Raw genomic sequence first — 22,553 nt, 5'->3', positions numbered from 1 at the left:
TAGGTATATAGCGTGATACATATTAATAAGTGATCTCTATTAAATAGTCGATCTAACTCATGACTTCTATTCTTTAGATCATATTATTTGTAGGATTTTATCGCGTTGTTTACAGTATTAGGAGAAAATACTGTTATGAATATCCATCGAAAAACAAAATTAACGCCGTTTCATCGAGAAGAGATTTGGCGATTACATCATCAAGAAAAATTTACCGTAACCTATCTAGCTGAGCGTTTTATGGTAAGCAGACCTACGATCTATAAAGTACTAAAACAAGGTAGATTGAACTTGTTTGTGCCATTAGCTAGTAAAAATGAACGTTATAGAACAATTAAGTATGGCATTAAACGTCTTGCAAAGATTGAAAAATCTATTGAAGAGAAACTTAAAAAGAGGGCTAAACGTTATAACAAAAACTATCCTGGCGAGATGGTCCATGTGGATACTAAACGGCTCCCTCTTTTAAAAGGGGATCTTAAAAATCGCACTAGAGAGTATTTATTTGTAGGAATTGATGATTTTTCAAGAGAACTTTATGCCGGTATTTATCCTGATAAATCACAGTTTAGTGCTGCTGAATTTCTTCGATGGGATCTGTTAGAACAGTGTCCCTATACTGTAGAATGCACCTATTCGGATAATGGGCGTGAGTATAAAGGTACATCAGAACATGCCTTTGTCGAAATGTGTCTAACACATAAGATTAATCAAAAGTTTACAAAGCCAGCTTGCCCTCAAACGAATGGAAAAGCAGAAAGAGTCATTCGAACACTCATGGAAATGTGGCATAATCAGGAGGAGTTTATCAGTTCAGATGATCGGAAAAAGAAGCTAAAACGATTTTTGAACTATTACAACACAGTAAAACCTCATAAGGGTATTAATGGTTTAACGCCTTATGAAGTTTTAGAAAATTATTTTAACACTGAAGTGTAAACAACCCGCCGATTTCTAACATATTATTTATGAATCTTTATGCAGCTTTGAATGAACCCGTTATAGTGAATACATTAAGGGAATGTCTTTCCTCAATCCTATTAACTTAAAGGTTGTTTATCTTATGACGAATCTGTTATCCATCAAAACAATCCTCGATACGCCTTCATTAAAAACTAAGATCATTAGCGGTAAAGCCAGCATTCATAACCCTGTTCAATGGGCTCATGTTTGTGAGCTAAAAGATCCCACACTATGGCTCTCTAAAAATGATCTCTTAATGACAACGGGGATAGGGATTCCTATTAGCGAAAAAGAACAACGCGCCTATATTCAAAAACTCTCAAAAGCGCAGCTATCTGGAATTATGATTGGGGAAAACATGGAAGCACCTGAGGATATCTCTACATTATGTGATGAGGCTGAGAAATTACAATTTCCCGTGCTTATCACTCAATATGGCGTACCTTTTGCTGCAGTCACAAAACTAATTATTGATGCGAACAACCTAATTCATATTCAAAGAAATAATCTCATCACAACCCTTTATGAATATGCAAGAACCGAACTACATCAGCGAGATCTTATTAAGTTTATCAAAGGACTTGAAGATCTTATACAGATCTCAATCTATCTTATCGACCAAGCATCCCATGAGAACTGGCATGTCGATCTTCCACAAATCCCATTACAATTTAATACAGCATTACAATCACTATTAAGTCACTCCCAAACGATTCCTTCGCTCATTAAAAAGATAGAATTAGATCCTGAAAAAATCCTCTACAATTTCCCTCTTAATACTCATGACTGTGAGTTAGTCATTATTTCCCCTTATTTAGATTACGCTTTGCTACACCATATTGGGGCTTTGATTAGCTTAGTATTAGAGAAAAATAGCTCTCGCTATTACCGTGAGTTGAGAAATAATGCCGATTTTATTGAAGATATCATTCATCAACGAATCTCAGATTTCACCATCAATAAACGCCTTAAAGAGCATGGCATGAACTTTAGTGAAATGCGCGCGCTTCATCTCTCTTTAAAACCACAAACAGATTATGAACAGATTCTATTTCGCAAGAAAATCATGGCTCTCTTTCATACGAATAAAGAGAAAAAACATGCAATAGCACTTATTAATGAGAGTGACATCCCTCAAATATTGCCACTATTTACTGCTATCGGCATTAGTAACATTGTAAATACGCCCAATAAGATTATTGCAGGTCTTCAAGAAGCAAAACTTGCTCTAGAAAAAACAACACCCCAAAACCCCACGCTTTATTATGCAGACCTTACCGATTCTCACTCTTTGCTACCGAATAATATCCAAGAATTACAAAACCTTTTTGAAATGACACTTGGAAAACTACGAGAACAAGATAGTACTCGAGGTACTAAATACCTTCAGACACTGACGATTTTTTTAAAAAATGATAAGGCATGGGAAACCTCTGCAAAGCAATTACATATTCACCGGCAAACTTTAATCTATCGTATCCAAAAAATTGAAGAGTTATTAAATAGAGATATTAACTCCACCAATGATTGTGCTGAAATTTGGTTTGCACTAAAAGCTGCAAATATCTTAGAAATCACCTCCTTAGAATGAAGTTAGAAATCAAAACAACAGCATCTAACACTTTATACAATTGTCTAAAGCACACTGCACTTCTATCAATTCTTATAATTGTTTTCTAATCCCTCCTTCCCCTATGATTCAAATAATGAATAACAATAATCAATGGGGGAGACCTTTATGCAATTAGTTGCAAGTAATGCTTTGAAAAAAAGTTTTTGGATGGAAGAGGCAGAAGCTGAAATGCCATCAAACAATTTAACTCAATATGCCGGTAATCATGAAACAGATGTTGTCATTATTGGTGGCGGATTCGTTGGCTTATGGTCGGCATTAAATATCAAAAAACTCTCTCCTAATACTCGCGTAGTTGTGCTGGAAAAAGATCATTGCGGTGCCGGCGCTTCTGGACGTAATGGTGGAATGGCGATGTCTTGGTGGCCTAAAATTGGGACATTAACCTCCTTTTGTAGTAAAGAAGAGGCTCTATTTCTCGCAAAAAGCAGTGAGCAAGCCATTTATGATCTAGGCGTTTTCTGTCAAAAACACAATATTGATGCCGAGTTCATCCAAAATGGATGGCTCTGGACAGCGACTTGTCAGGCTCATCTCGATAGCTGGCAATCCACTATTGCCACTTGCCAAAAACTCGGCGTTACGCCTTTTGAGGTAATTCCAGCAGAAAAACTACAACAAATATCTGGATCTAATATTCACCTTGCAGGCGTATTAGAAAAGAGCAATGCAACGGTACAACCTGCTAAACTCGCCAAAGGAATGGCTCGTGTTGCCGTAGAACAAGGAATTGAAATCTATGAGCAATCAATGGTTTCCCAGATAGATGCTAACAATGGGAAAAATAGCCTCACAATTACAGATCCAGCACAACAAATTATCGGCTCCCTTACGTGCAATAAAGTGATCCTCGCGACGAATGCTTGGGCATCTACAATTCCAGAGTTATTAAAACAATTTACCCCTGTTAATAGCTCTGTTATCGCCTCTGAAGAATCTCTTGACGAACTTGAAAAGTTAGGCTGGAAAGATGGCGAATCCATTACAGATTCCCAATTAATGGTCGACTATTACCGTACAACACAAAAAGGACGCGTAGTATTTGGCAAAGGAACTGGCGCCATCTCTTATAAAGGCATTATTAATGGCGTCTTTAGCCATCATGATCAAAGTATTGATTTAACGATTAAAGATTTTCATCGTTGCTATCCCAGTCTTAAAAATAAAAAAATCACCCATCAATGGTCTGGCCCTATTGATCGTACTTACGATAGCTTACCCATTTTTGGCACTTTAAAAGATAATCCCAATATTATCTATGGCATTGGTTGGAGCGGTAATGGCGTTAGCCCAAGTCAATTAGGCGGTAAAATTTTAGCAAGCCTTGCTTTAGAACTAGATAACGAGTGGAGCCGATGCCCACTTGTTAATCGACAAACAAAATCTTTTCCAAGTGAGCCTTTTAGATATGTTGGGGGAAATCTGGTACGAAATGCGGTATTACGCAAAGAGCAACGAGAAATTGCCAACCTGCAGCCACGCAAAATAGATCTAATGTTTGCCAAACTTGCCCCTGCCGGCCTTGAAGATAAATCCTAATCCCTTTTTAATCCAAAACCCTCTCAATTTGTGAGTAGTTATGACCTGCAGATCATCTCCCCTTTTCCTTACCGTAGGTCATAACTGCTCTTTTTTTAAAGTCACTTCACTGGCTTTTGGCTAACGTCTTAAATTTTTAATTTACAAAATTGCGCCTTTAGGTTCGCAATGCTTTTTATCGCTTTAAAACTTAAAAATAATAAATAATTCTTGGAGGAATTAAATGAAACCTTTCTTATTTAGATTAGAAAAAAATACTGTTTTTTCAGAACAAACACCTGTCGCTTCCCCCCTTAGTGATCAGATATCTCTAACTCGAGTTGCGCTTACTTGTGAATCTAAAGAAGCGGATATGGGAATTTGGGAATGCACATCCGGCACTTGGAAACGTGCCGTAAAGGAGGCAGAATATAGTTACTTTATCAAAGGTAAAGGCCGCTTTCTTCCTGATAACGGAAATCCTGAGATCAGCTTTCAAGCAGGTGATGGCATCTATTTCCCAGAAAACACCACCGGCACATGGATTATTGAAGAGACCGTACAAAAATCCTATGTGATTTTTAAATCATAATACATAAGGAAACCATCAAAATGACTACAAAAACTTATGATTCTGGTTTAAAAGCACAAGCGCTATCACGCAAAGAGACCATCGGTATTATTATTGGCACCAACATTGGCGCAGGCGTAATGAGTATGGCTTACGCCGCAAGAAACTCAGGATATTTACCTTTATTTGTCTGCCTTTTAATTGCTTGTATTTGCTGTATTATCACCATGCTCTATGTGGCAGAGACTTGCCTTAGAACAAAAGGAAACCTTCAATTAAGTGGTCTCTCTCGCCGCTACTTAGGATCTTTAGGTGCTGTTTTAATCTTCTTTGCTGTTGCTCCAATAGCTTTGGTGCATTAACTGCGTATATGACAGGAAGCGGCGATATCATGGTCTCTTTCTTTGGGGATTATGGAATGACTAAGGAGCTTGGTAGCTTAATATTCTTTATCCCTTCAGTGCTAGTTCTCTACTTAGGTTTAAAAGCATTAGGCGCAGGACAAAGCTTAATTAGTAACTGCATGATTCTTTTAATTATCATCCTCGTAATTGCAACTCTTTTACACGATAATACGCAAGTTACAGAGCTTTGGAATTCTAAGTGGAAATATACCGTTCCGATTTTTAATCTCGCGGTCTTTGTGTTTGGCGCACAATTTTTAGTGCCTGAGCTTGTCCGTGGGAATCTTACAACACCTAAAAGAATCCCGATGTTGATTATTATAGGCATGATCGCAAGTTTAACGATCACTGCGATTATCCCAGCTTCTGTTATTGCCCTTGTTGGCTTAGAAAATGTCACGCAAGTAGCCACTTTAAGTTGGGGTAAATCTTTAGGATCTTGGGCTTATTACACTGCAAACACCTTTGCTTTACTAGCTCTTTTAACCTCCTATTGGGGCTTAGGTGGATCACTCTTTTCAAACATCTTCGACTTCTTTAAATTAGGGGATGAAACACAAAAAGGTAAACGTATTCTAGCTCTTGCGGTTGTTTCTATCCCTCCTTTTATTCTTGCTTACTCAGGTTTTGGGAGCTTTGTAAACGCCCTATATTTTGCTGGTACCGCAGGTGGGGTCATGATGGGAATCTTCCCTATCTTACTTCTTAGAAAATCTCGTAAACATGGGGATCTAGAACCTGCTTTTGTCTGTGGCTGGTATGCGCATCCTGCTATTCAGATCACGATTATCTCAATCTTTGTCTTTAGCGGTATCTATGCCATTGCTTCTCTTTTTGGATTATTACCTTTTGGTTGGTAATTTTATAAAAGCCAAAGATTAAAAACATCCATAAAAAGCCCCATTCATTAAAAATGGGGCTTTGATTCTTGAAAGATAGCTTTTTCATACAGATTTGATTATCAAATCAATTATGCCGGAAAACCTTCAAGTACCGTAATTTCAAAATCCTGACCATCAATAGTGCCAGTAACCACACTTCCTGCGAGAATTTTAGCCGTTTTACGAAGTTCAAGCGCCCCATTCACACTGATAAGCTCATCCGCCACCATTAGTTTCGCGCGCCCACCCGTTTCAGCAATACCCGTCATTTTTAATAGATCATTTAATGCGACATGGGGATGGTTCTCTAAATAAAACGCTTCTTTAATCATTTTTTAACTCTTATATCATCAATATAACTACTAGAACGAGAGCTGCGACTAGTCATTACACTAATCTTTAAGCTCCCAGAGAAGAGCATTTTACACCTAAAGGGTTATCATTGCGCTTCCTTAATCTGTGACTTCCTTAAATTTATCATGCAAATTTACCATTCAAGAGTTTCACTATCGGTAAGGACTCTTAAGGCATACTCCCCATCGACTTTCACCAAACCATGAATTTCAAAGTTAGTATCGGAAATAATTAGCTTTGCAAGATAATCAAGCACCGCTTCATCAATCACTTGTGCCGGCACTAATACCGGGATTCCTGGCGGATATGGCACAATCTGGTCACAGCTGACTCTGCCTATCAATTTTTTATTAAGCTTACCAGCTTTTACAACGGGAATAGCCGTTCCGCTATAATAGAAGGCATCTCTTGGTAATCCCGCTAAGCTTGTAAACTTGGGGATTTTGATAGAAGCTTTCTTTGGTTTTCGTTTTCTTTTTGGCAATGTTTCTGACAAGGTTGTTAATGCATGAATCAAACGCATCATCTTATTGGCTGTCGCGCCGATTGTAACTAATACCGTTATCGTTGCAAAGGTCGATTTCTCCACTTGAATATCAAACTCATCAAACAGAATCTGCTGAATCTCTTCTCCTGAATGATTCGTTGCTCTAACATCAATTGTTACTTTTGTGGGATCTAAGCGAATATTGTCGTGCTTTAAAGATGCCGGCAATAATTCCTCTAAACTTAAGACTCTAAAGAGCTTTGTCTCATTAATTTTTTGATGAAGAGTATCGACAATACTTAACACCTTTTCTAATAGTGAATACCCTTCCATACTCATCTGCTGGCGCGCCACATCAAGACTGGCAATAATACTATATTGCGGGCTTGTTGATGCATGCATATTAAAGGTTTCTCTTAAAATATGGGGATCATGATCCGGATCATTGACATGAACCATACTCGCTTGAGAGAAAGCCGAGAGTGTCTTATGCGTACTTTGCGTCACATAATCAGCGCCTAGCTCTAATGCTGTAGGGCGAAAAATAGGATGAAAACGCGCAAAACCGTACCACGCTTCATCAATAATGACTTTAATCCCTTGTTTATGAGCCGCTTCAATAATCGGTTTTAGATCATAAATCAGCCCATCATAAGTGGGGTTTGTCAAAATCAGGGCTTTTGCCGTTGGGTGCGCTTCAATTGCTTCTAAAATTGTCTCTTTAGGAACGGAGGCAAAAATACCCAGCTCTTCATTGACACTACTATTTAAGTAGATCGGCTCGGCTCCAGATAAAATCACGCCATGATGCACAGACTTATGACAATTTCGATCAAGTAGTAAAATATCCCCCGGCGTTAAAACACTCTGGAGGATCACTTTATTTGCCGTTGAAGAACCGTTGGTTGCAAAATAAGTTCGCTTAGCGCCAAACGCATCTGCTGCTAGATCTTGCGCCTTTGCAATCACGCCTTCAGGATGAAGTAAGGAATCAAGGCTCTGAACGGATACTGATAAATCCGCTTGCCACATACTTTGCCCAACAAAGTGATAAAAGTCTGTACCCCATGCACTATAACGCAGTGAATTACCATTAGAGTGTCCTGGCGTATGCCAAGAATCTGGCTGCGTTTGTACATATTCCCTTAAGGCACTAAAAAATGGCGTTGATGCTCTTTCCACTAAATCTTGGCAAACTCGATCTAATAACGCTTTAGGCGAAAATATTTCTAAAGGGCAATCTGCAATTCTCTCTGGAACAGGATTTATCTTATCAGGCTTATGCCACCAATAAGCATTTAGCTCCAAACGCCAATCCCCCGCCACAATTGGCACTAAGTCCTTAATATGCGCCTTATTTAAGAGATGTCCTACAAAAATAACGGCATGAATATTAGGATCTAAGATATATTCTGGAAACTGCTCAAAGCTACAATTTTCAAAGGCCACCATGAGTGGCGCTGCCACTAACATCTGATTCTTAATGGCGCTTTTTCCCTCTTTAGAAACAATTAACACTGTGCATAATGAACTCATGTATTGCCCTTCTTATTTTTAGTGGTGAATATTAAAATCGGTTCTCCGGATTCTTTTATGAATCCTTTACCTCCATGTTGAAATCTACTGCTTTACATTGATAGTAATGCGAACTTTCATCATACACGTTCTAAACCTATATGATCTAAAAAAGCCTTACGGATAACTTAAAGAGAAAATATAGCTATTACGCATTAAATTCCGATACGAGCCGAAAAAAGCTTAAAACTGCTGGCACGTAATTTCAAAAAACATGCAAGCATTCGACCCAGCCGCTCATCAACCTATTTTAGGAGGATGACTAACCAATAAATTTTGACCTCTGATTGTATTTGGAAATCACTATATACTCTTTTAGATACATAGCCTTACAACTACTTGGCAAAATTTTTCGTAAATTTAGGAGAAACAGCTTTTGCTAACGTTACAAATGCTTCTAGATAACCAATATCACTATCTGTCTCCCGAAAACCTAAAAAAATTTGCTTTGCGATCCCTTGTTTGCCCAATCTGACCGGTACAATCTCTAATTGCTGAGCATACTCATCCACTAGCCAACGGGGTAATGCCGATACTCCGCGCCCACTTGCGACCATTTGTAGCATAATATCGGTAGTTTCAATCACTTTATGACGCATTGGCGTAATCCCTGCCGGCAACATAAATTGGTTATAAATATCCAAACGATCAATATCGACAGGATAAGAGATTAATACCTCACTTGTCATCTGCTCTGGCTTCAAATAATCAATCCCTGCAAAAGGATGATCTTTCGCAACAACTAGCACCTGCTCATAATCAAATACCGGCATAAACTTGAGCCCAGGCTTATAAAGAGGATCGGGCGTAACAAGCACATCTATCTCAAACCCAATCAATGCGCCAATGCCGCCAAACTGAAAGCGTTGTTTTACATCTACATCCACATCGGGCCACTGACTTAAATAGGGAGAAACCACTTTTAACAGCCATTGGTAACAAGGATGACATTCCATCCCAATACTGAGCCTGCCTCTTTCCCCTTGTGAAAATTGACGCAAACGATCTTCTGCTAAATCAAGTTGCGGCAAGACTCGATTAGCGACAAATAGTAAATACTGACCTGCCTGAGTGAGCTGTAAACTGCGCCCTTCTCGCCGCCAAACTTGTGTCCCTAACTGCTCTTCAAGCTTCTTCATACTATGGCTTAACGCCGATTGAGTGACATGCAAAACAGATGCGGCTTTAGTTAAAGAGCCCTGCTTTTCCACTTGCTGCACAATATTAAGATGGATTCGTTCTAACATAATGATGAGTAAAATTCATGGATAGGTGAAATAAATCCATTTTACTTCATATATTGAGTTACCTACAATACTTAAAGTGTCTTTATTTGCGCAAAATAAAACAAAAGCTAAGGCTAACAGCACTAATAGCAAGCCTTTTACCATCCCTAATCACCTTATAAATAATAACGCTGATAAAATCTCAGCGTCATTTTGACAAATAGGCAGCGATACCATGAATACACAATTTTCATTCAATATTAAAAGTATTATTTTTAACGAAAATTACCACCCAGCAGATAGCACCCGTCTGACAACGAACTTTGCCAATTTAGCAAGGGGAGAAAGCCGTCAGGAAAACCTTCGTAATACCTTAAATATGATCAATAACCGCTTTAATGCGCTAGCGAATTGGGATAATCCCCAAGGTGATCGCTATGAGATTGAACTTGAAATTATTTCTGTAGAGATGGATATTGCCGGAGCAAAGAGTTCTTTCCCCTCCATTGAAATTTTAAAAACAAATATTATTGATCATAAACTCAATACCCGTACTGAAGGAATTGTTGGTAATAACTTCTCCTCTTATGTTAGAGATTATGACTTTAGTGTCTTACTTCTTGATCATAATAAGAATCAAGCATCATTTAGTATTCCAAAAGATTTTGGCGATCTTCACGGTAAGCTCTTTCAAAGCTTCATCCATTCAGATGCTTACCGCGCGCACTTCACAAAGCTCCCAGTGATCTGTTTATCTGTATCTGATAGTAAAACCTACCATAGAACTGAAAATCACCATCCTATTTTAGGCGTTGAATATCTCCCTGATGAAGCATCGCTGACAGAGCAATACTTTAAAAAAATGGGCTTAGAGGTTCGCTACTTCATGCCGCCTAATAGCGCTGCACCACTAGCATTTTACTTTAAAGGTGATCTATTAAATGATTACACAAACTTAGAGCTTATCAGCACTATTAGTACGATGGAAACCTTCCAAAAGATCTATAGACCTGAAATTTATAACGCAAATGCCGCCGCCGGAAGATGTTATAAACCCAATCTCAAAAATGCCGATCACTCTGTGACACAAATTGTCTATGATCGTGAAGAACGAAGTGCGTTAGCGATTAAACAGGGGAAATTTACAGAAGAAGCTTTCATTAAGCCCTACCAATCATTCCTAGAGCAATGGGCGGCGAATTATGCGCTTTAATATTTAAAACATCATAAAAAATAACAAATACTCGCAAGGGATACCTATTATGAAGAAAATTTTATTACCGACATCAACTGCCGGCAGTCTACCTAAACCTACTTGGCTTGCAGAGCCTGAAAAGCTCTGGTCTCCTTGGAAGCTCGACAACGAAATATTAACAGAAGGCAAACAAGATGCGCTACGCATCGCTCTGCTTGAGCAAGATCTTGCCGGCATTGATATCGTTAGTGATGGCGAGCAGACTCGTCAGCATTTTGTTACCACCTTTATCGAGCATCTTAGTGGCGTTGATTTTGAAAAAAGAGAAACCGTGAGAATTCGTGATCGTTATGATGCAAGTGTCCCAACGGTTGTTAGTGCTGTAGAGCGCAGAAAACCGGTTTTTGTTGAAGATGCAAAGTTCCTACGTAAACTTACCAACAAACCAATCAAATGGGCACTTCCAGGGCCAATGACCATGATTGATACGCTCTATGATGCCCATTATAAGAGCCGTCAAAAGCTTGCTTGGGAATTTGCCACCATTTTAAATCAAGAAGCGAAAGAGCTAGAAGCTGCCGGCGTTGATATCATCCAATTTGATGAGCCGGCATTTAATGTCTTCTTTGATGAAGTCAATGATTGGGGAATTGCCACATTAGAAAGAGCTATTGAAGGGCTTAAATGTGAAACAGCCGTTCATATTTGCTATGGCTATGGCATTCAAGCCAATACCGATTGGAAAAAAACACTCGGATCAGAGTGGCGCCAATATGAAGAGTCATTCCCAAAACTGCAAAAATCCAATATCGATATTATCTCTTTAGAATGCCAAAACTCTCATGTGCCGATGGATCTCATTGAGCTTATCCGTGGCAAAAAAGTGATGGTGGGCGCGATTGATGTTGCGACAAATACCATTGAAACACCAGAACAAGTCGCTAATGTGCTACGTAAAGCCTTACAGTTTGTCGATGCAGATAAGCTCTATCCTTCAACTAACTGCGGCATGGCGCCATTATCGCGTGAAGTAGCAAGAGGAAAGCTCGAAGCACTTAGTGCCGGTACGAAAATAGTTCGTGGAGAACTATAAACCTCTTAACAACGCATCATATTTATTAATACTCACAGAGATTGTAAAGGACTCATCCCTTGATAATCTCCGTGAGTTTTTTATTCCCTAGACTATAGTAAAATCAGTTTAAAAGTAACTGAATCAAATTGCCGGCGCATCGATTATGAGAAGTACAAGAATCGTTCTATCCGGCAGCATGCAAGCTAATTTGATACATACTCTGTACCCTTAATACTTTTAAAATAATGTTTCTTAAACAGCTGGCACGGGATTTTAGAAAGAACACGAAACATTCCCTCCTGCCTTGCATAAATCTATAAAGGTACATATTAATGATATGTTAGAAATCGGCGGGTTGTTTACACTTCAGTGTTAAAATAATTTTCTAAAACTTCATAAGGCGTTAAACCATTAATACCCTTATGAGGTTTTACTGTGTTGTAATAGTTCAAAAATCGTTTTAGCTTCTTTTTCCGATCATCTGAACTGATAAACTCCTCCTGATTATGCCACATTTCCATGAGTGTTCGAATGACTCTTTCTGCTTTTCCATTCGTTTGAGGGCAAGCTGGCTTTGTAAACTTTTGATTAATCTTATGTGTTAGACACATTTCGACAAAGGCATGTTCTGATGTACCCTTATACTCACGACCATTATCCGAATAGGTGCATTCTACAGTATAGGGACACTGTTCTAACAGATCCCATCGAAGAAATTCAGCAGCACTAAACTGTGATTTATCAGGATAAATACCGGCATAAAGTTCTCTTGAAAAATCATCAATTCCTACAAATAAATACTCTCTAGTGCGATTTTTAAGATCCCCTTTTAAAAGAGGGAGCCGTTTAGTATCCACATGGACCATCTCGCCAGGATAGTTTTTGTTATAACGTTTAGCCCTTTTTTTAAGTTTCTCTTCAATAGATTTTTCAATCTTTGCAAGACGTTTAATGCCATACTTAATTGTTCTATAACGTTCATTTTTACTAGCTAATGGCACAAACAAGTTCAATCTACCTTGTTTTAGTACTTTATAGATCGTAGGTCTGCTTACCATAAAACGCTCAGCTAGATAGGTTACGGTAAATTTTTCTTGATGATGTAATCGCCAAATCTCTTCTCGATGAAACGGCGTTAATTTTGTTTTTCGATGGATATTCATAACAGTATTTTCTCCTAATACTGTAAACAACGCGATAAAATCCTACAAATGATAGATTTATTGAATAACATTACCTAGGAATCCCTTTATGCTCGAAATTTCTATTAAAAATAGCACCAATGATGACAACGCTTCTGCCGTTAAAACAATCTTAGCGGCTTATAACAAAAAGCATACCGAGCATCTTACCGATTGCAACAATGATCCATTAGAGATTATTGCCAAAGAGAATGGCAAAATTATCGCAGGACTGTTAGGTCGCTCTATATGGGGAACCTTACAGATTCAGTTTTTAGCGGTGGATGAAGCATATAAAGGACAAGGCTTAGGAAAAAAGCTGATGTTAGAGGCGGAAAGAATCGCCCGTGAAAGAAAATGCCATTATATTGCCGTCGATACCTTCTCTTTTCAAGCGCCTGAATTTTACAAAGCTTTGGGCTATAAGATCTTTGCAGAAGAAGTGGATTTCCCTTTAACTTTTAGTAGATACTATCTTCGTAAAACGCTTTAGCTCCCAAAATACGCTATTAAAAAAATTGCCATAAAAAAGCCTAATCCCTCACATCAATGAAGAGATTAGGCAATGTCTCGATAGGCTTTACAATCGAAATTTGTGATTTATTAATTCTTTAAAACACCACAAAGTGGGCAAAGAAGGCGATAATCGGTAAGGCTATGATCGTTCTGATTAAAAAAATCATTAGTAGCTCTAGGAAATTGAGCGGAATTTTTGAACGAAGAATCAATGCGCCGACTTCTGTTAAATAGATAATCTGCACAACGGACACACACGCAATGACAAAACGGGTTAACTCACTTTCAATTGCGTGCCCTAAAACTGCCGGCAAAAACATATCTGCAAATCCGACTAACATGGTTGGTGCAGCTTTTGCCGCTTCAGGAATCGCCAATAGATCTAAATAGTAGATAAATGGATATGAGAGATAGGTAAAGATCGGCGTATATTCTGAGATCGCTAAAGCAAATGTTCCAATTGCAAACATCAGCGGCAATAACCCCATATAGACATCTAATAAAACAAACAGACTTCTAAATAAAGATTTTGAGATAGAGGGTGCTCGCTCTGCCTTATTCACTGCTTGAGAAATGGCCCATTTCGGCAAAGAGATTCCTTTTGGTATTAATTCAGTAGACGCATTTCCCTCTACTAAATAATGATCTTTTTTACGAGATAAAGGCGGAAGTCTTGGCATAATCATCGCAAGTGATAAAGCAGTGACAACAACCACAGCATAAAAAGGTAAAAAGAGATGCGTAATATTTAAAAAGCTCACAATCAATAAGCTAAAAGCAATGGAAGCAACCGAGAAGTTCGTGGCGGCAACGGCAGCTTGCCTTGCACTATAAAATCCTCGCTCATATTGCTGTGATGTAATAATCACCCCTACTGCTGATGACCCCAACCACGATGCCATCGCATCAATCGCAACACGCCCTGGTAATCGAAAGACCTTTTGGAAGACTTTTGATAATAAGATTCCCACAAATTCCATCAAACCATAATCCACAAGAAATGGCAGTAACAACATGGCAAAGAGGAAAAAAGGGATCAATACAGGGTTTAAATCGTTTAGAATTAATCCGCCCGTATTACTGCTATAAACCCATTCAGGGCCAACTTGCCAGTAGATAAAGTTAACAAATATTCCACCAATAATTCTTAAAATAAACCAAATTTTGGTCGGATAAAAAAGAGAAGAGAGATAGGAATCTGTCACGATTCTACTGGGTTTAAAAATCCCGACTAATAAGGTCATCACCGCAGAGAATGTCACTAAAATATAGGCCACAGTTGGTAAGGTATTTTCGCTAATGACTGATTTTAAAAGGCTAGCTAAAACGCCAATACCAATCGTCCACTCGCCATCCCAAAAAATAGGGGTTAAAAAAAATAGTACGCCGATGAGAGAACAGATAATAAATTTAATCAGTGCCGTTTTTCGAGGCGCTTGCTCCTTTTGACACACCCGTATCTCACCGGTTGTCGATGCTTCATTTGTTTTCATTTTCGCTCCTTAATGCCCTTATAGATAAAGGCAGATGCCGCTCTTGCTGTTTTCCCAGCTTATTTTTTTATTATGACAAGAAGAGAGAGGCTATCTATTGATATTAGACTTAATCTATTGATTTACATTATCAAAGGATTATAAAAGCGTGATCTCTCACGCTTGTCTAATCTTATATTATGAATATTTATTCGTCGTAACGAACCTTGGGTAAAACGCATAACATTTCAAATAACATGTTAGCGCCTAAGACTGCCGTTGTGCCAAATGGGTCATAAGGAGGAGAGACTTCCACTAAATCTGCACCCACAATATTTAAGCCCTTAAGACCACGAACGATCTCTAATCCTTGCGGTACTGTTAGCCCGCCGATTTCCACCGTTCCTGTTCCCGGCGCATGCGCTGGATCGAAACTATCGATATCATAGCTTAAATAAACAGGCCCATCTTTCATCAGCTCTCTGATTTCAGCCATCAGCGGAACGAGCGATTTATGCCAGCACTCTTCTGCCGGAACCACTTTAAAGCCTTGCTCTTTGCCCCAATCAAACTCATCTGCGCTATAACCTGTCCCACGAAGCCCGATCTGTACAACACGATTACAATCGAGTAACCCTTCCTCTACTGCGCGGCGAAATGGGGTTCCGTGCGCAATTTTTTCCCCAAACATCGTATCATTAATATCTGCATGCGCATCCACGTGAATAAGCCCAACCGGGCCATGTTTCTCTTTCATCGCACGAAGAATCGGTAAGACAATTGTGTGATCGCCCCCTAATGTGAGCGGAATCGCATCATGCGCTAAAATATTATCACGATAAAAGTTCGTAATAATGTCCATGCTTTTAAGAATATTAAAAGTATTAATAGGCACATCCCCAATATCGGCAATTTGCATGCTTTCAAAAGGGGCGGCTTTTGTTGCAACATTATAAGGACGAAGCATTCTAGATTCATCACGAATCTGTCTTGGTCCTAAGCGGGTTCCTGGGCGATTTGACGCACCGATATCAAAAGGAATCCCAACAAATGCGGCATCTAAGCCTTTTGCATCGGCTTGGGTTGGTAAGCGCATCATTGTTGCAATACCGCCACAACGTGGCATTTCGTTTCCACCTAAAGGTTGATTGAATTTCTTTGTCATAAGTCATCCTCCATCATTAGACAAACATTACTATTATTTTTGTGTTCAATTCATATTAGGCAGGTTTTGTGGTTTATTCTATTAACTTATTCATAAGTATACATATTCATTTTAATATGTATTATCCGCTGGCATTAACAGAGCGCTCACAAAAATTAGACAAAAAAATCGCCAGAAAGGCTCTGACGATTTTCCAAAATTAACTATCACCAAGAATTAGAGTGCAAAGATTCAAAACCGGCTTATTGAAATACCGGCGCATCGGCTATTAACAATAAAAAGTTATTCTATCCGGCATTTTTTAATGCATTGTTTAAGACGTACCTTTATAGATTGATACAAGGCTATAAGGAATGTTTCGTGCTCTTTCTAAAATCCCATGCTCGCTGTTTAAGACTCGATTTTTTAAAGCGAATCGCCTATTTCCCTATATCACCATGGAATATGGAATCCTTTTATAGTCCTTAACTTCCTTTGAGTGGTTATTGAGCCTTTGCTTTGGTTAAGTAATATTTCGCACATTCCACCATATGATAGAGATTACCATTGCCGGCAAAGCTTACCGCCATAAAATTCTGCGTCACATCAAACCATAAAAGCGGTTGCTTCTCTTCAATCAGAACAACTTCCTTATTTAAAACACCATAATAGATATTCATCGTTAACTGATCGATCGGATAGATATAGTCAATCATGTGCGTCAAAGCAATATCTCCCTTTTCAATCCCTGTCTCTTCAAAAAGCTCACGATAAGCTGCCTCAAGCAGATCTTCTCCCGGATCAACCTTGCCACCCACAAAGTTATACAGCCCTAAATAAGGATCCCTTGTTCTTTGGCACATTAAAACTTTTGTTTCATCAGGATTAAACACCACAATAAGATTGACTATTTTCATCATTTTTTTCTCAAATCAAAAGGTCATAACCGGTTTATGACTTCGGGCGTAATGCTTTTTGAATAGCATAAATAGACCCTAAAATCATGATAAATCCAATCATAGAAACCAATGTTAAACGTTCTCCCAAAAAGATCCAGCCTAAGAAAAATGCGGTAACAGGACTTAACAAACCAATACTCGATACAACTGCCGGCGATAAGCGTTTAATTCCTTGAAACCATAAGAGATAGGCTAAAAGCGCGCCAAAAAGGCAGAGATAACTATACCCTAAAATATTTTTCAGCGTCATCTCTGGCCAGCTCTCAAAGCTTAAAAATACCGGTAAGATAATAAGCCCACCAAAGAAAAGCTGCCAGCCAGTAAATGCCGTTAATGGTAGATCTACGCGCCAAAAACGGCTTAAAAAGGTTCCACAAGCCATCGATAAAGCACCTAATAGCGCTGCAATCACCCCAATAAAATCAACCTGCATATTAGGTGAATAGAGCATCGCCACCATTCCTATTACTCCCACAATGGCCGCAATCCACGCAGCACTTGGAATACGCATTTTAGCAATCGAAGCCATTAAAACTAAGACAATAATCGGTTGAATCGCGCCTAAAATTGCAGCAAGCCCCCCTGGTAAACGATAAGCGGCAACAAAGAGCATAACTTGAAAAATACCGATATTTAAAATGCCAAGAATAATCACCTTTAACCACTCTTTCCCCTTTGGAAACTTTCTTGTCCAGAGAATTAAGAGGATTCCGGCCGGCAATACTCGTAATAATGCCGCTAAGAAAGGATGTCCACTGGGTAACAATTCGGTTGTCACTATATATGTCGATCCCCACATAATGGGCGTTAATGCTGTTAGCAATGCAATAATAAAGAGGGGCATAACCTATCCTTCAAAGTATCTTGATGTTAAGATAGTTTATATTAAACCTATTTATCTTGAGGTCAAGACAAGTGAGCAAAAAAATCAAGAAAGATAATGATCATATCTCTCATGCTATTTCGCAGTGGCAACGAGAAAAGCCAGATTTAGAGAGTAAAGAGATGCTGCTGATTGGCAGATTAATCAATTGCACCATTATTATTTCTGAAGAATTAGAAAAATTATATGGCACATATCAGATTAATCGCGGCGAATTTGATGTACTTGCAACGCTTCGCCGGGCAGGAAAACCTTATGAGTTAACGCCGACAGAGCTCTTCTCTACTCTCATGATTACCTCCGGCACTATGACAAATCGCCTACAGCAATTACAAAAAAAGGGCTTAATCACACGCGTGCCAAATCCTATCGATGCTAGAAGTATGAGGGTTTCCTTAAATGAAAAAGGATTAAAGCTCATCGATGAACTAATCTATCAACACGTTGATCTTGAAAAAAAGCTTTACAAACTTATTCCTGAAACAACACAAAGAGCGCTCGAAGAGAATCTTGGCGATTGGCTCTATAAGTTACGAGATTTTAAACAACAATAGTCACAAAAATGCCGGTAAAATCTCTCTATAAAAAATCATTACCGGCATTTTATAGTAGATTCGGTTTAAGAAACACTACTTTAAAAATATTAAGGGTACAAGATTATGTATCAAATTAGCTTGCACGATGCCGGATAGAACTATTCTTGCGCTTCTCATAACCGATGCGCCGGCAATCTGATTCAATCACTCTTAAACCGATTTCACTATATCTTTATATTATTTAAATTTTAGGACCAAAAAAGATTACCCATGTTCTAAAGTCATCCGTAAAACTTTCAAATCGGTGATCTTTTCCTCTGGCAACAAAGATGAAATCTCCGGCAGTAAAATTAATATATTCCGTTTCTCTTCGAAATGTTCCACTGCCTGAACTAATAATATAGATCTCATCTCGATCATGAGGCGTTTGTTGATCCACTTTATCCGGTCTAAAAAGCTCAACCGAAATATCATGCCGCTCAAATAAAATGATAAACGGCTTTGGTAAATCAGGAATAATTTTAGAGATTTCTAACTCATTAATATGCGTAATATCCGATACAGGATAATCCATGTCTGCCCCCTATATGATTATATGATTGGTTGTCATTCTTATAATGAGTCAAGAATGACACCAACCCTCGGGTTACACAACAGATAATCTATCTTGGGAAAAAATAAGCTATTGTATTTCTTCGTAAAGCTTTGCTTCATCTAATTGAATAATCACTGGCACATCACTTTTTTGCGCGACTAATACCGCGCTTTGCAGCTGATCCATACTTGTAATTTCAATTGTTTCACAACCAAAGCCCTTGGCAATAGTGATAAAGTCCGGCGTATAGATATCAACGCCAATTGTTGGAATTCCATGATTGATCATGGAGCGTTTAATCTCTTGATAACCAAAGTTATTCCATAAAAGTACGATAAGCCCCAGCTTCTCCTCAACCGCTGTGGCAAGCTCTGGCAAGCTAAATTGAATACCGCCATCCCCCATTAAAGAGACAACCGGTTGCTCAGGATTGGCAATCTTAGCGCCAATTGCCGCCGGCAATCCATACCCTAAAGTGCCGTAACCTGTTGCTGAGTTAAACCATTTACGAGTTTGGTTCGTTTCAAAGAGAAAGTTCCCCGAATAGACAATCTGCGTTGAATCCCCCACAAACACCATATTAGGCGCATTTTCTTGTAAGATCTTCAACACTTGATATTGAACATCCCACTCCTTAGGAAATGCCGTTGCTAGGCGCTCTTTAATTGAACGAACCTTTGTCACTCCAGCACTTTGAGTACTAAATTTGACCGGCATTTTTTGAGTGGTTAAGTAAGTAGCCAGCCCATGAATAAAGCTTTTCGCATCACTGACAATGCCTATCGTTGAGAGGAAATTACTATGGAGCTGCTCAGGGTCGATATCAACACGAATGACTTTCGCACTTAATTTAAACTCCCCATTAAATGCCACATCATAATCCGTCTCACCAAGCTCGGTGCCAATGGCTAACACAACATCGGCTTTTAAAATCTCTTCACGCACAATTTCTGTGGTTTGATAAGAGCCAATCGCAAGTGGATGATCAGGCGGAAATACTCCCTTACCATTAACGGTATAGAGTACTGGCATATCAAAGCTCTCTGCAATTTTAACTAACTCATCAGTATCAGCATTAATCGCACCGCCCCCCACTAATAGATAAGGATTTTTAGCACTCGCTAAATGCTCCGTAACATCTTCTAGTGCCTCTTGACTGACTTCTGGGCGATATAATCTTGATGAAGTATAAATCGGCATATCTACTAATTTTGTAATCACATCTGTCGGAATCTCAATATGTACAGGGCGTGGACGCTCGCTATTAAATACTGTAAAAGCTTTTGCTAAGATCTCCGGCAATTCACAAGGATCTAATACGGTATGACTAAACTCACAAACTCCAGAAACCACATCTTTTTGGCTATAAAGTTCATGTAATCGCCCTTGCTTCATGCCAAGTGTTGCCCTCTCGTTAACACTGGAAATCACTAACATGGGAATAGAGTCTGCGTAAGCTTGCCCCATTGCCGTTAAGATATTGGTCATTCCAGGGCCTGTAATGATAAAGCAAGCGGCAGGCTTTCCTTTCACCCTCGCATAGCCATCTGCCATAAACCCAGCGCCTTGCTCATGGCGCGGCGTGATATGTTTTAAGGTGGTTTGTGGCAAGCCTCGGTAAAGCTCAATGGTATGAACGCCGGGAATTCCAAAGATCGTCTCAATGCCATAAGCTTCAAGCTGCTTTACTAAATACTCACCACAAGTGATCAATTGCTTCGTCATTTCAACAACTCCTCTATCTATTGTTATCGTTTATTTTTATCAGTTTATTAGGGATCTATTCTTTATTAGGTTATTCAATTACACCTTTAATCCTCTGTTCTGCACTTATTAATCTTGACTCATTAATTTCATGCTCATTAGACCTATAATCATTGAGATATCAATATTAGTAGGAAAAATAACACTGATTTTTCCTATAACACCTTAAGAATTACAGATCACGTGCAATCTTAATAAGATTCTTTAGAAAATAATCCATTTTGCTACTAACACAATAATTGGTAATCCTATTAAAGTCCTTAAAATAAAGAGTATAAAGAGCTCCAAAATATTCAATTTAATTTTAGACTTAATTACTAAAGCACCTACTTCTGTCATGTAAATCACCTGAATTACTGAAGTACAAGCAATAATAAAACGGGTCATTTCACTTTCAACCGATGCGCCTAATACTGCCGGTAAAAAGATATCGGCAAATCCAACTAATAGTGATGGTGCTGCCGCTTTTGCATCTGGAACATTAAACCACTCTAAAAGATAATAAAAAGGTAAAGAAAGATAATTAAAGAGTTGCGTATACTCCGAAAGTGCTAGAGCAATCGTTCCAATTGCAAAAACAACCGGCATCAATCCAAAGTAAACATCCATGAGTACAAAGACACTATCTTTAACCGCTACTCTTAATTTAGGAGCATGCTCTGATTTATCAATTGCACGGTTGACCGCATATTTATAACTTGATACGTTTTTAGGTGCTTCTTCCGCTGTTGGAACTTTACCCGTTAAATACGTATCTTTCTTTAAGCTTAATGGTGGAATTCTCGGTAAAATAATGCCGATAATAATCGCCGTAAAAACGACCGTTGCATAAAAAGGAATAAAGTAATGAGGAATACCTAATACTGTGGCTATTAAAAAACTAAAAACTACTGATGAAATGGTAAAGTTTGTCGAAATTGTTGCCGCTTCTCTCTCGGAATAGAATCCATTTTCATACTGCTGTGCTGTAATAATGACTCCTACGGCACTCGATCCTAACCATGAGGCTGCCGCATCAATAGCTGAGCGTCCGGGAAGTCTAAAAAGTCGACTAAATGGTTTTGATAACATGGTCCCTATAAATTCCATCAATCCATACTCAACTAAGAATGGCATTAATAAAATTGCAAATAGGAAAAATGGTAGTAATGTTGGGTTCAGGTCATTTAAGATCGTACCACCGGTATTTTTATTATAAACCCATTCAGGTCCGATCTGAAAAAAGATCATCACAATAAATATTGCGCCAATCATTCTTAATATAATCCAAATAGATGCCGGCAAAAAAAGCTCTTTCAACTTTTGATTTTCTTTAAAAATCTTAGGCTTAAAAATTAAAGCAATCAAAGTAACTACTGATGATAATACAACAACGGACAAAGCTATAACTTGTAATGAATTAGGGGGTAACAATGAACGAAATATCCCCGCCAAAATTCCTACACCTACTCCCCACTCACCGTTCCAAGGTAATGGTGTAATAAAGAGTAATACCCCTATTAATGAAAAGATAATAAATCGCCTTCTAGCGATGTGATACTGTTCCGAATGACTACTAGATATACCCATATTTCCTCCTAACTTCGAATTTAAATTTTTTTATTGATATCGAAGCATTTAA

The 22,553-nt window shown here is 38.6% G+C and carries 19 protein-coding genes and 1 pseudogene; 9 read left to right on the top strand and 11 right to left on the bottom strand.

The window, feature by feature from the left end; genetic code table 11:
• Window positions 1–135: 135 nt before the first annotated feature.
• From MMG00_RS00390 to MMG00_RS00370, 5 genes and pseudogenes are all read left to right on the top strand, one after another.
• Entirely contained in the window at window positions 136–939 is an 804-nt protein-coding gene (locus tag MMG00_RS00390) for an integrase core domain-containing protein (protein ID WP_242153261.1), read from the top strand.
• A 124-nt stretch (window positions 940–1,063) separates the two neighbouring features.
• Window positions 1,064–2,554 carry a PucR family transcriptional regulator gene (locus MMG00_RS00385; RefSeq protein WP_242149850.1) on the top strand — a complete coding sequence of 497 codons (1,491 nt, stop codon included), beginning with the start codon at window positions 1,064–1,066 and terminating at the stop codon, window positions 2,552–2,554.
• Between the two features lie 147 nt (window positions 2,555–2,701).
• Complete coding sequence (locus tag MMG00_RS00380; RefSeq protein WP_242149847.1) at window positions 2,702–4,135, top strand: NAD(P)/FAD-dependent oxidoreductase; 1,434 nt, start codon at window positions 2,702–2,704, stop codon at window positions 4,133–4,135.
• Window positions 4,136–4,358: 223 nt separating this feature from the next.
• Window positions 4,359–4,706: a cupin domain-containing protein gene (locus MMG00_RS00375; protein ID WP_242149844.1), complete on the top strand. Its 348-nt coding sequence runs from the start codon at window positions 4,359–4,361 to the stop codon at window positions 4,704–4,706.
• A 20-nt stretch (window positions 4,707–4,726) separates the two neighbouring features.
• A pseudogene (locus MMG00_RS00370) lies at window positions 4,727–5,949 on the top strand (aromatic amino acid transport family protein).
• Between the two features lie 110 nt (window positions 5,950–6,059).
• Here MMG00_RS00370 and MMG00_RS00365 read toward each other — a convergent pair.
• The 3 genes from MMG00_RS00365 to MMG00_RS00355 form a co-directional block, all read right to left on the bottom strand.
• The gene (locus MMG00_RS00365; protein WP_270049319.1) at window positions 6,060–6,302 is read right to left on the bottom strand and encodes an RNA-binding S4 domain-containing protein; all 243 of its coding nucleotides are present in this window, start codon (window positions 6,300–6,302) and stop codon (window positions 6,060–6,062) included.
• 155 nt (window positions 6,303–6,457) lie between these two features.
• Window positions 6,458–8,347: an aminotransferase class I/II-fold pyridoxal phosphate-dependent enzyme gene (locus MMG00_RS00360; protein WP_242149841.1), complete on the bottom strand. Its 1,890-nt coding sequence runs from the start codon at window positions 8,345–8,347 to the stop codon at window positions 6,458–6,460.
• A gap of 374 nt (window positions 8,348–8,721) precedes the next feature.
• Window positions 8,722–9,633 carry a LysR family transcriptional regulator gene (locus tag MMG00_RS00355; RefSeq protein WP_242149838.1) on the bottom strand — a complete coding sequence of 304 codons (912 nt, stop codon included), beginning with the start codon at window positions 9,631–9,633 and terminating at the stop codon, window positions 8,722–8,724.
• A 214-nt stretch (window positions 9,634–9,847) separates the two neighbouring features.
• Between MMG00_RS00355 and MMG00_RS00350 the strand changes: the two genes are divergently transcribed.
• Window positions 9,848–10,825, top strand: a complete 978-nt coding sequence (locus MMG00_RS00350) for a DUF1852 domain-containing protein (protein WP_242149835.1) — start codon at window positions 9,848–9,850, stop codon at window positions 10,823–10,825.
• A 49-nt stretch (window positions 10,826–10,874) separates the two neighbouring features.
• Window positions 10,875–11,900, top strand: a complete 1,026-nt coding sequence (locus MMG00_RS00345) for a methionine synthase (protein ID WP_242149833.1) — start codon at window positions 10,875–10,877, stop codon at window positions 11,898–11,900.
• A gap of 341 nt (window positions 11,901–12,241) precedes the next feature.
• Here MMG00_RS00345 and MMG00_RS00340 read toward each other — a convergent pair whose 3' ends face one another.
• Window positions 12,242–13,045 (bottom strand): integrase core domain-containing protein, encoded by an 804-nt coding sequence (locus MMG00_RS00340; protein ID WP_242153261.1) that lies wholly within the window; start codon window positions 13,043–13,045, stop codon window positions 12,242–12,244.
• Window positions 13,046–13,133: 88 nt separating this feature from the next.
• Between MMG00_RS00340 and MMG00_RS00335 the strand changes: the two genes are divergently transcribed.
• Window positions 13,134–13,556, top strand: a complete 423-nt coding sequence (locus MMG00_RS00335; RefSeq protein WP_242149830.1) for a GNAT family N-acetyltransferase — start codon at window positions 13,134–13,136, stop codon at window positions 13,554–13,556.
• Window positions 13,557–13,674: 118 nt separating this feature from the next.
• Here MMG00_RS00335 and MMG00_RS00330 read toward each other — a convergent pair whose 3' ends face one another.
• The 4 genes from MMG00_RS00330 to MMG00_RS00315 form a co-directional block, all read right to left on the bottom strand.
• Window positions 13,675–15,072: a YjiH family protein gene (locus MMG00_RS00330; RefSeq protein WP_242149827.1), complete on the bottom strand. Its 1,398-nt coding sequence runs from the start codon at window positions 15,070–15,072 to the stop codon at window positions 13,675–13,677.
• A gap of 187 nt (window positions 15,073–15,259) precedes the next feature.
• Window positions 15,260–16,216 carry an agmatinase gene (gene speB, locus MMG00_RS00325; RefSeq protein WP_242149823.1) on the bottom strand — a complete coding sequence of 319 codons (957 nt, stop codon included), beginning with the start codon at window positions 16,214–16,216 and terminating at the stop codon, window positions 15,260–15,262.
• Between the two features lie 482 nt (window positions 16,217–16,698).
• Complete coding sequence (locus MMG00_RS00320) at window positions 16,699–17,115, bottom strand: NUDIX hydrolase (RefSeq protein WP_242149819.1); 417 nt, start codon at window positions 17,113–17,115, stop codon at window positions 16,699–16,701.
• A gap of 31 nt (window positions 17,116–17,146) precedes the next feature.
• Complete coding sequence (locus tag MMG00_RS00315; RefSeq protein WP_242149816.1) at window positions 17,147–17,998, bottom strand: EamA family transporter; 852 nt, start codon at window positions 17,996–17,998, stop codon at window positions 17,147–17,149.
• Between the two features lie 71 nt (window positions 17,999–18,069).
• On the opposite strand from MMG00_RS00315, the gene MMG00_RS00310 reads away from it, so the two are divergent.
• Window positions 18,070–18,591, top strand: coding sequence for a MarR family winged helix-turn-helix transcriptional regulator (locus tag MMG00_RS00310; RefSeq protein ID WP_242149813.1), 522 nt, complete (start codon window positions 18,070–18,072; stop codon window positions 18,589–18,591).
• A 223-nt stretch (window positions 18,592–18,814) separates the two neighbouring features.
• Here the strand turns inward: MMG00_RS00310 and MMG00_RS00305 are convergent, their stop codons facing one another.
• The 3 genes from MMG00_RS00305 to MMG00_RS00295 all read right to left on the bottom strand — a co-directional run bounded on the left by MMG00_RS00305 (window position 18,815) and on the right by MMG00_RS00295 (window position 22,501).
• Window positions 18,815–19,147, bottom strand: a complete 333-nt coding sequence (locus tag MMG00_RS00305; RefSeq protein ID WP_242149808.1) for a cupin domain-containing protein — start codon at window positions 19,145–19,147, stop codon at window positions 18,815–18,817.
• Between the two features lie 108 nt (window positions 19,148–19,255).
• A complete protein-coding gene (locus MMG00_RS00300; RefSeq protein WP_242153178.1) occupies window positions 19,256–20,881 on the bottom strand; it encodes a 5-guanidino-2-oxopentanoate decarboxylase in 1,626 nt (541 codons plus the stop codon).
• 255 nt (window positions 20,882–21,136) lie between these two features.
• Window positions 21,137–22,501 (bottom strand): YjiH family protein, encoded by a 1,365-nt coding sequence (locus tag MMG00_RS00295; RefSeq protein ID WP_242149805.1) that lies wholly within the window; start codon window positions 22,499–22,501, stop codon window positions 21,137–21,139.
• Window positions 22,502–22,553 lie beyond the last annotated feature (52 nt).

Origin of the sequence: Ignatzschineria rhizosphaerae (assembly GCF_022655595.1) — a bacterium.
Taxonomy (GTDB): Bacteria; Pseudomonadota; Gammaproteobacteria; order Cardiobacteriales; family Wohlfahrtiimonadaceae; genus Ignatzschineria; species Ignatzschineria rhizosphaerae.
Note: the sequence above shows the minus strand (reverse complement) of the source record. Positions and strands in the feature narration are given on the sequence as shown.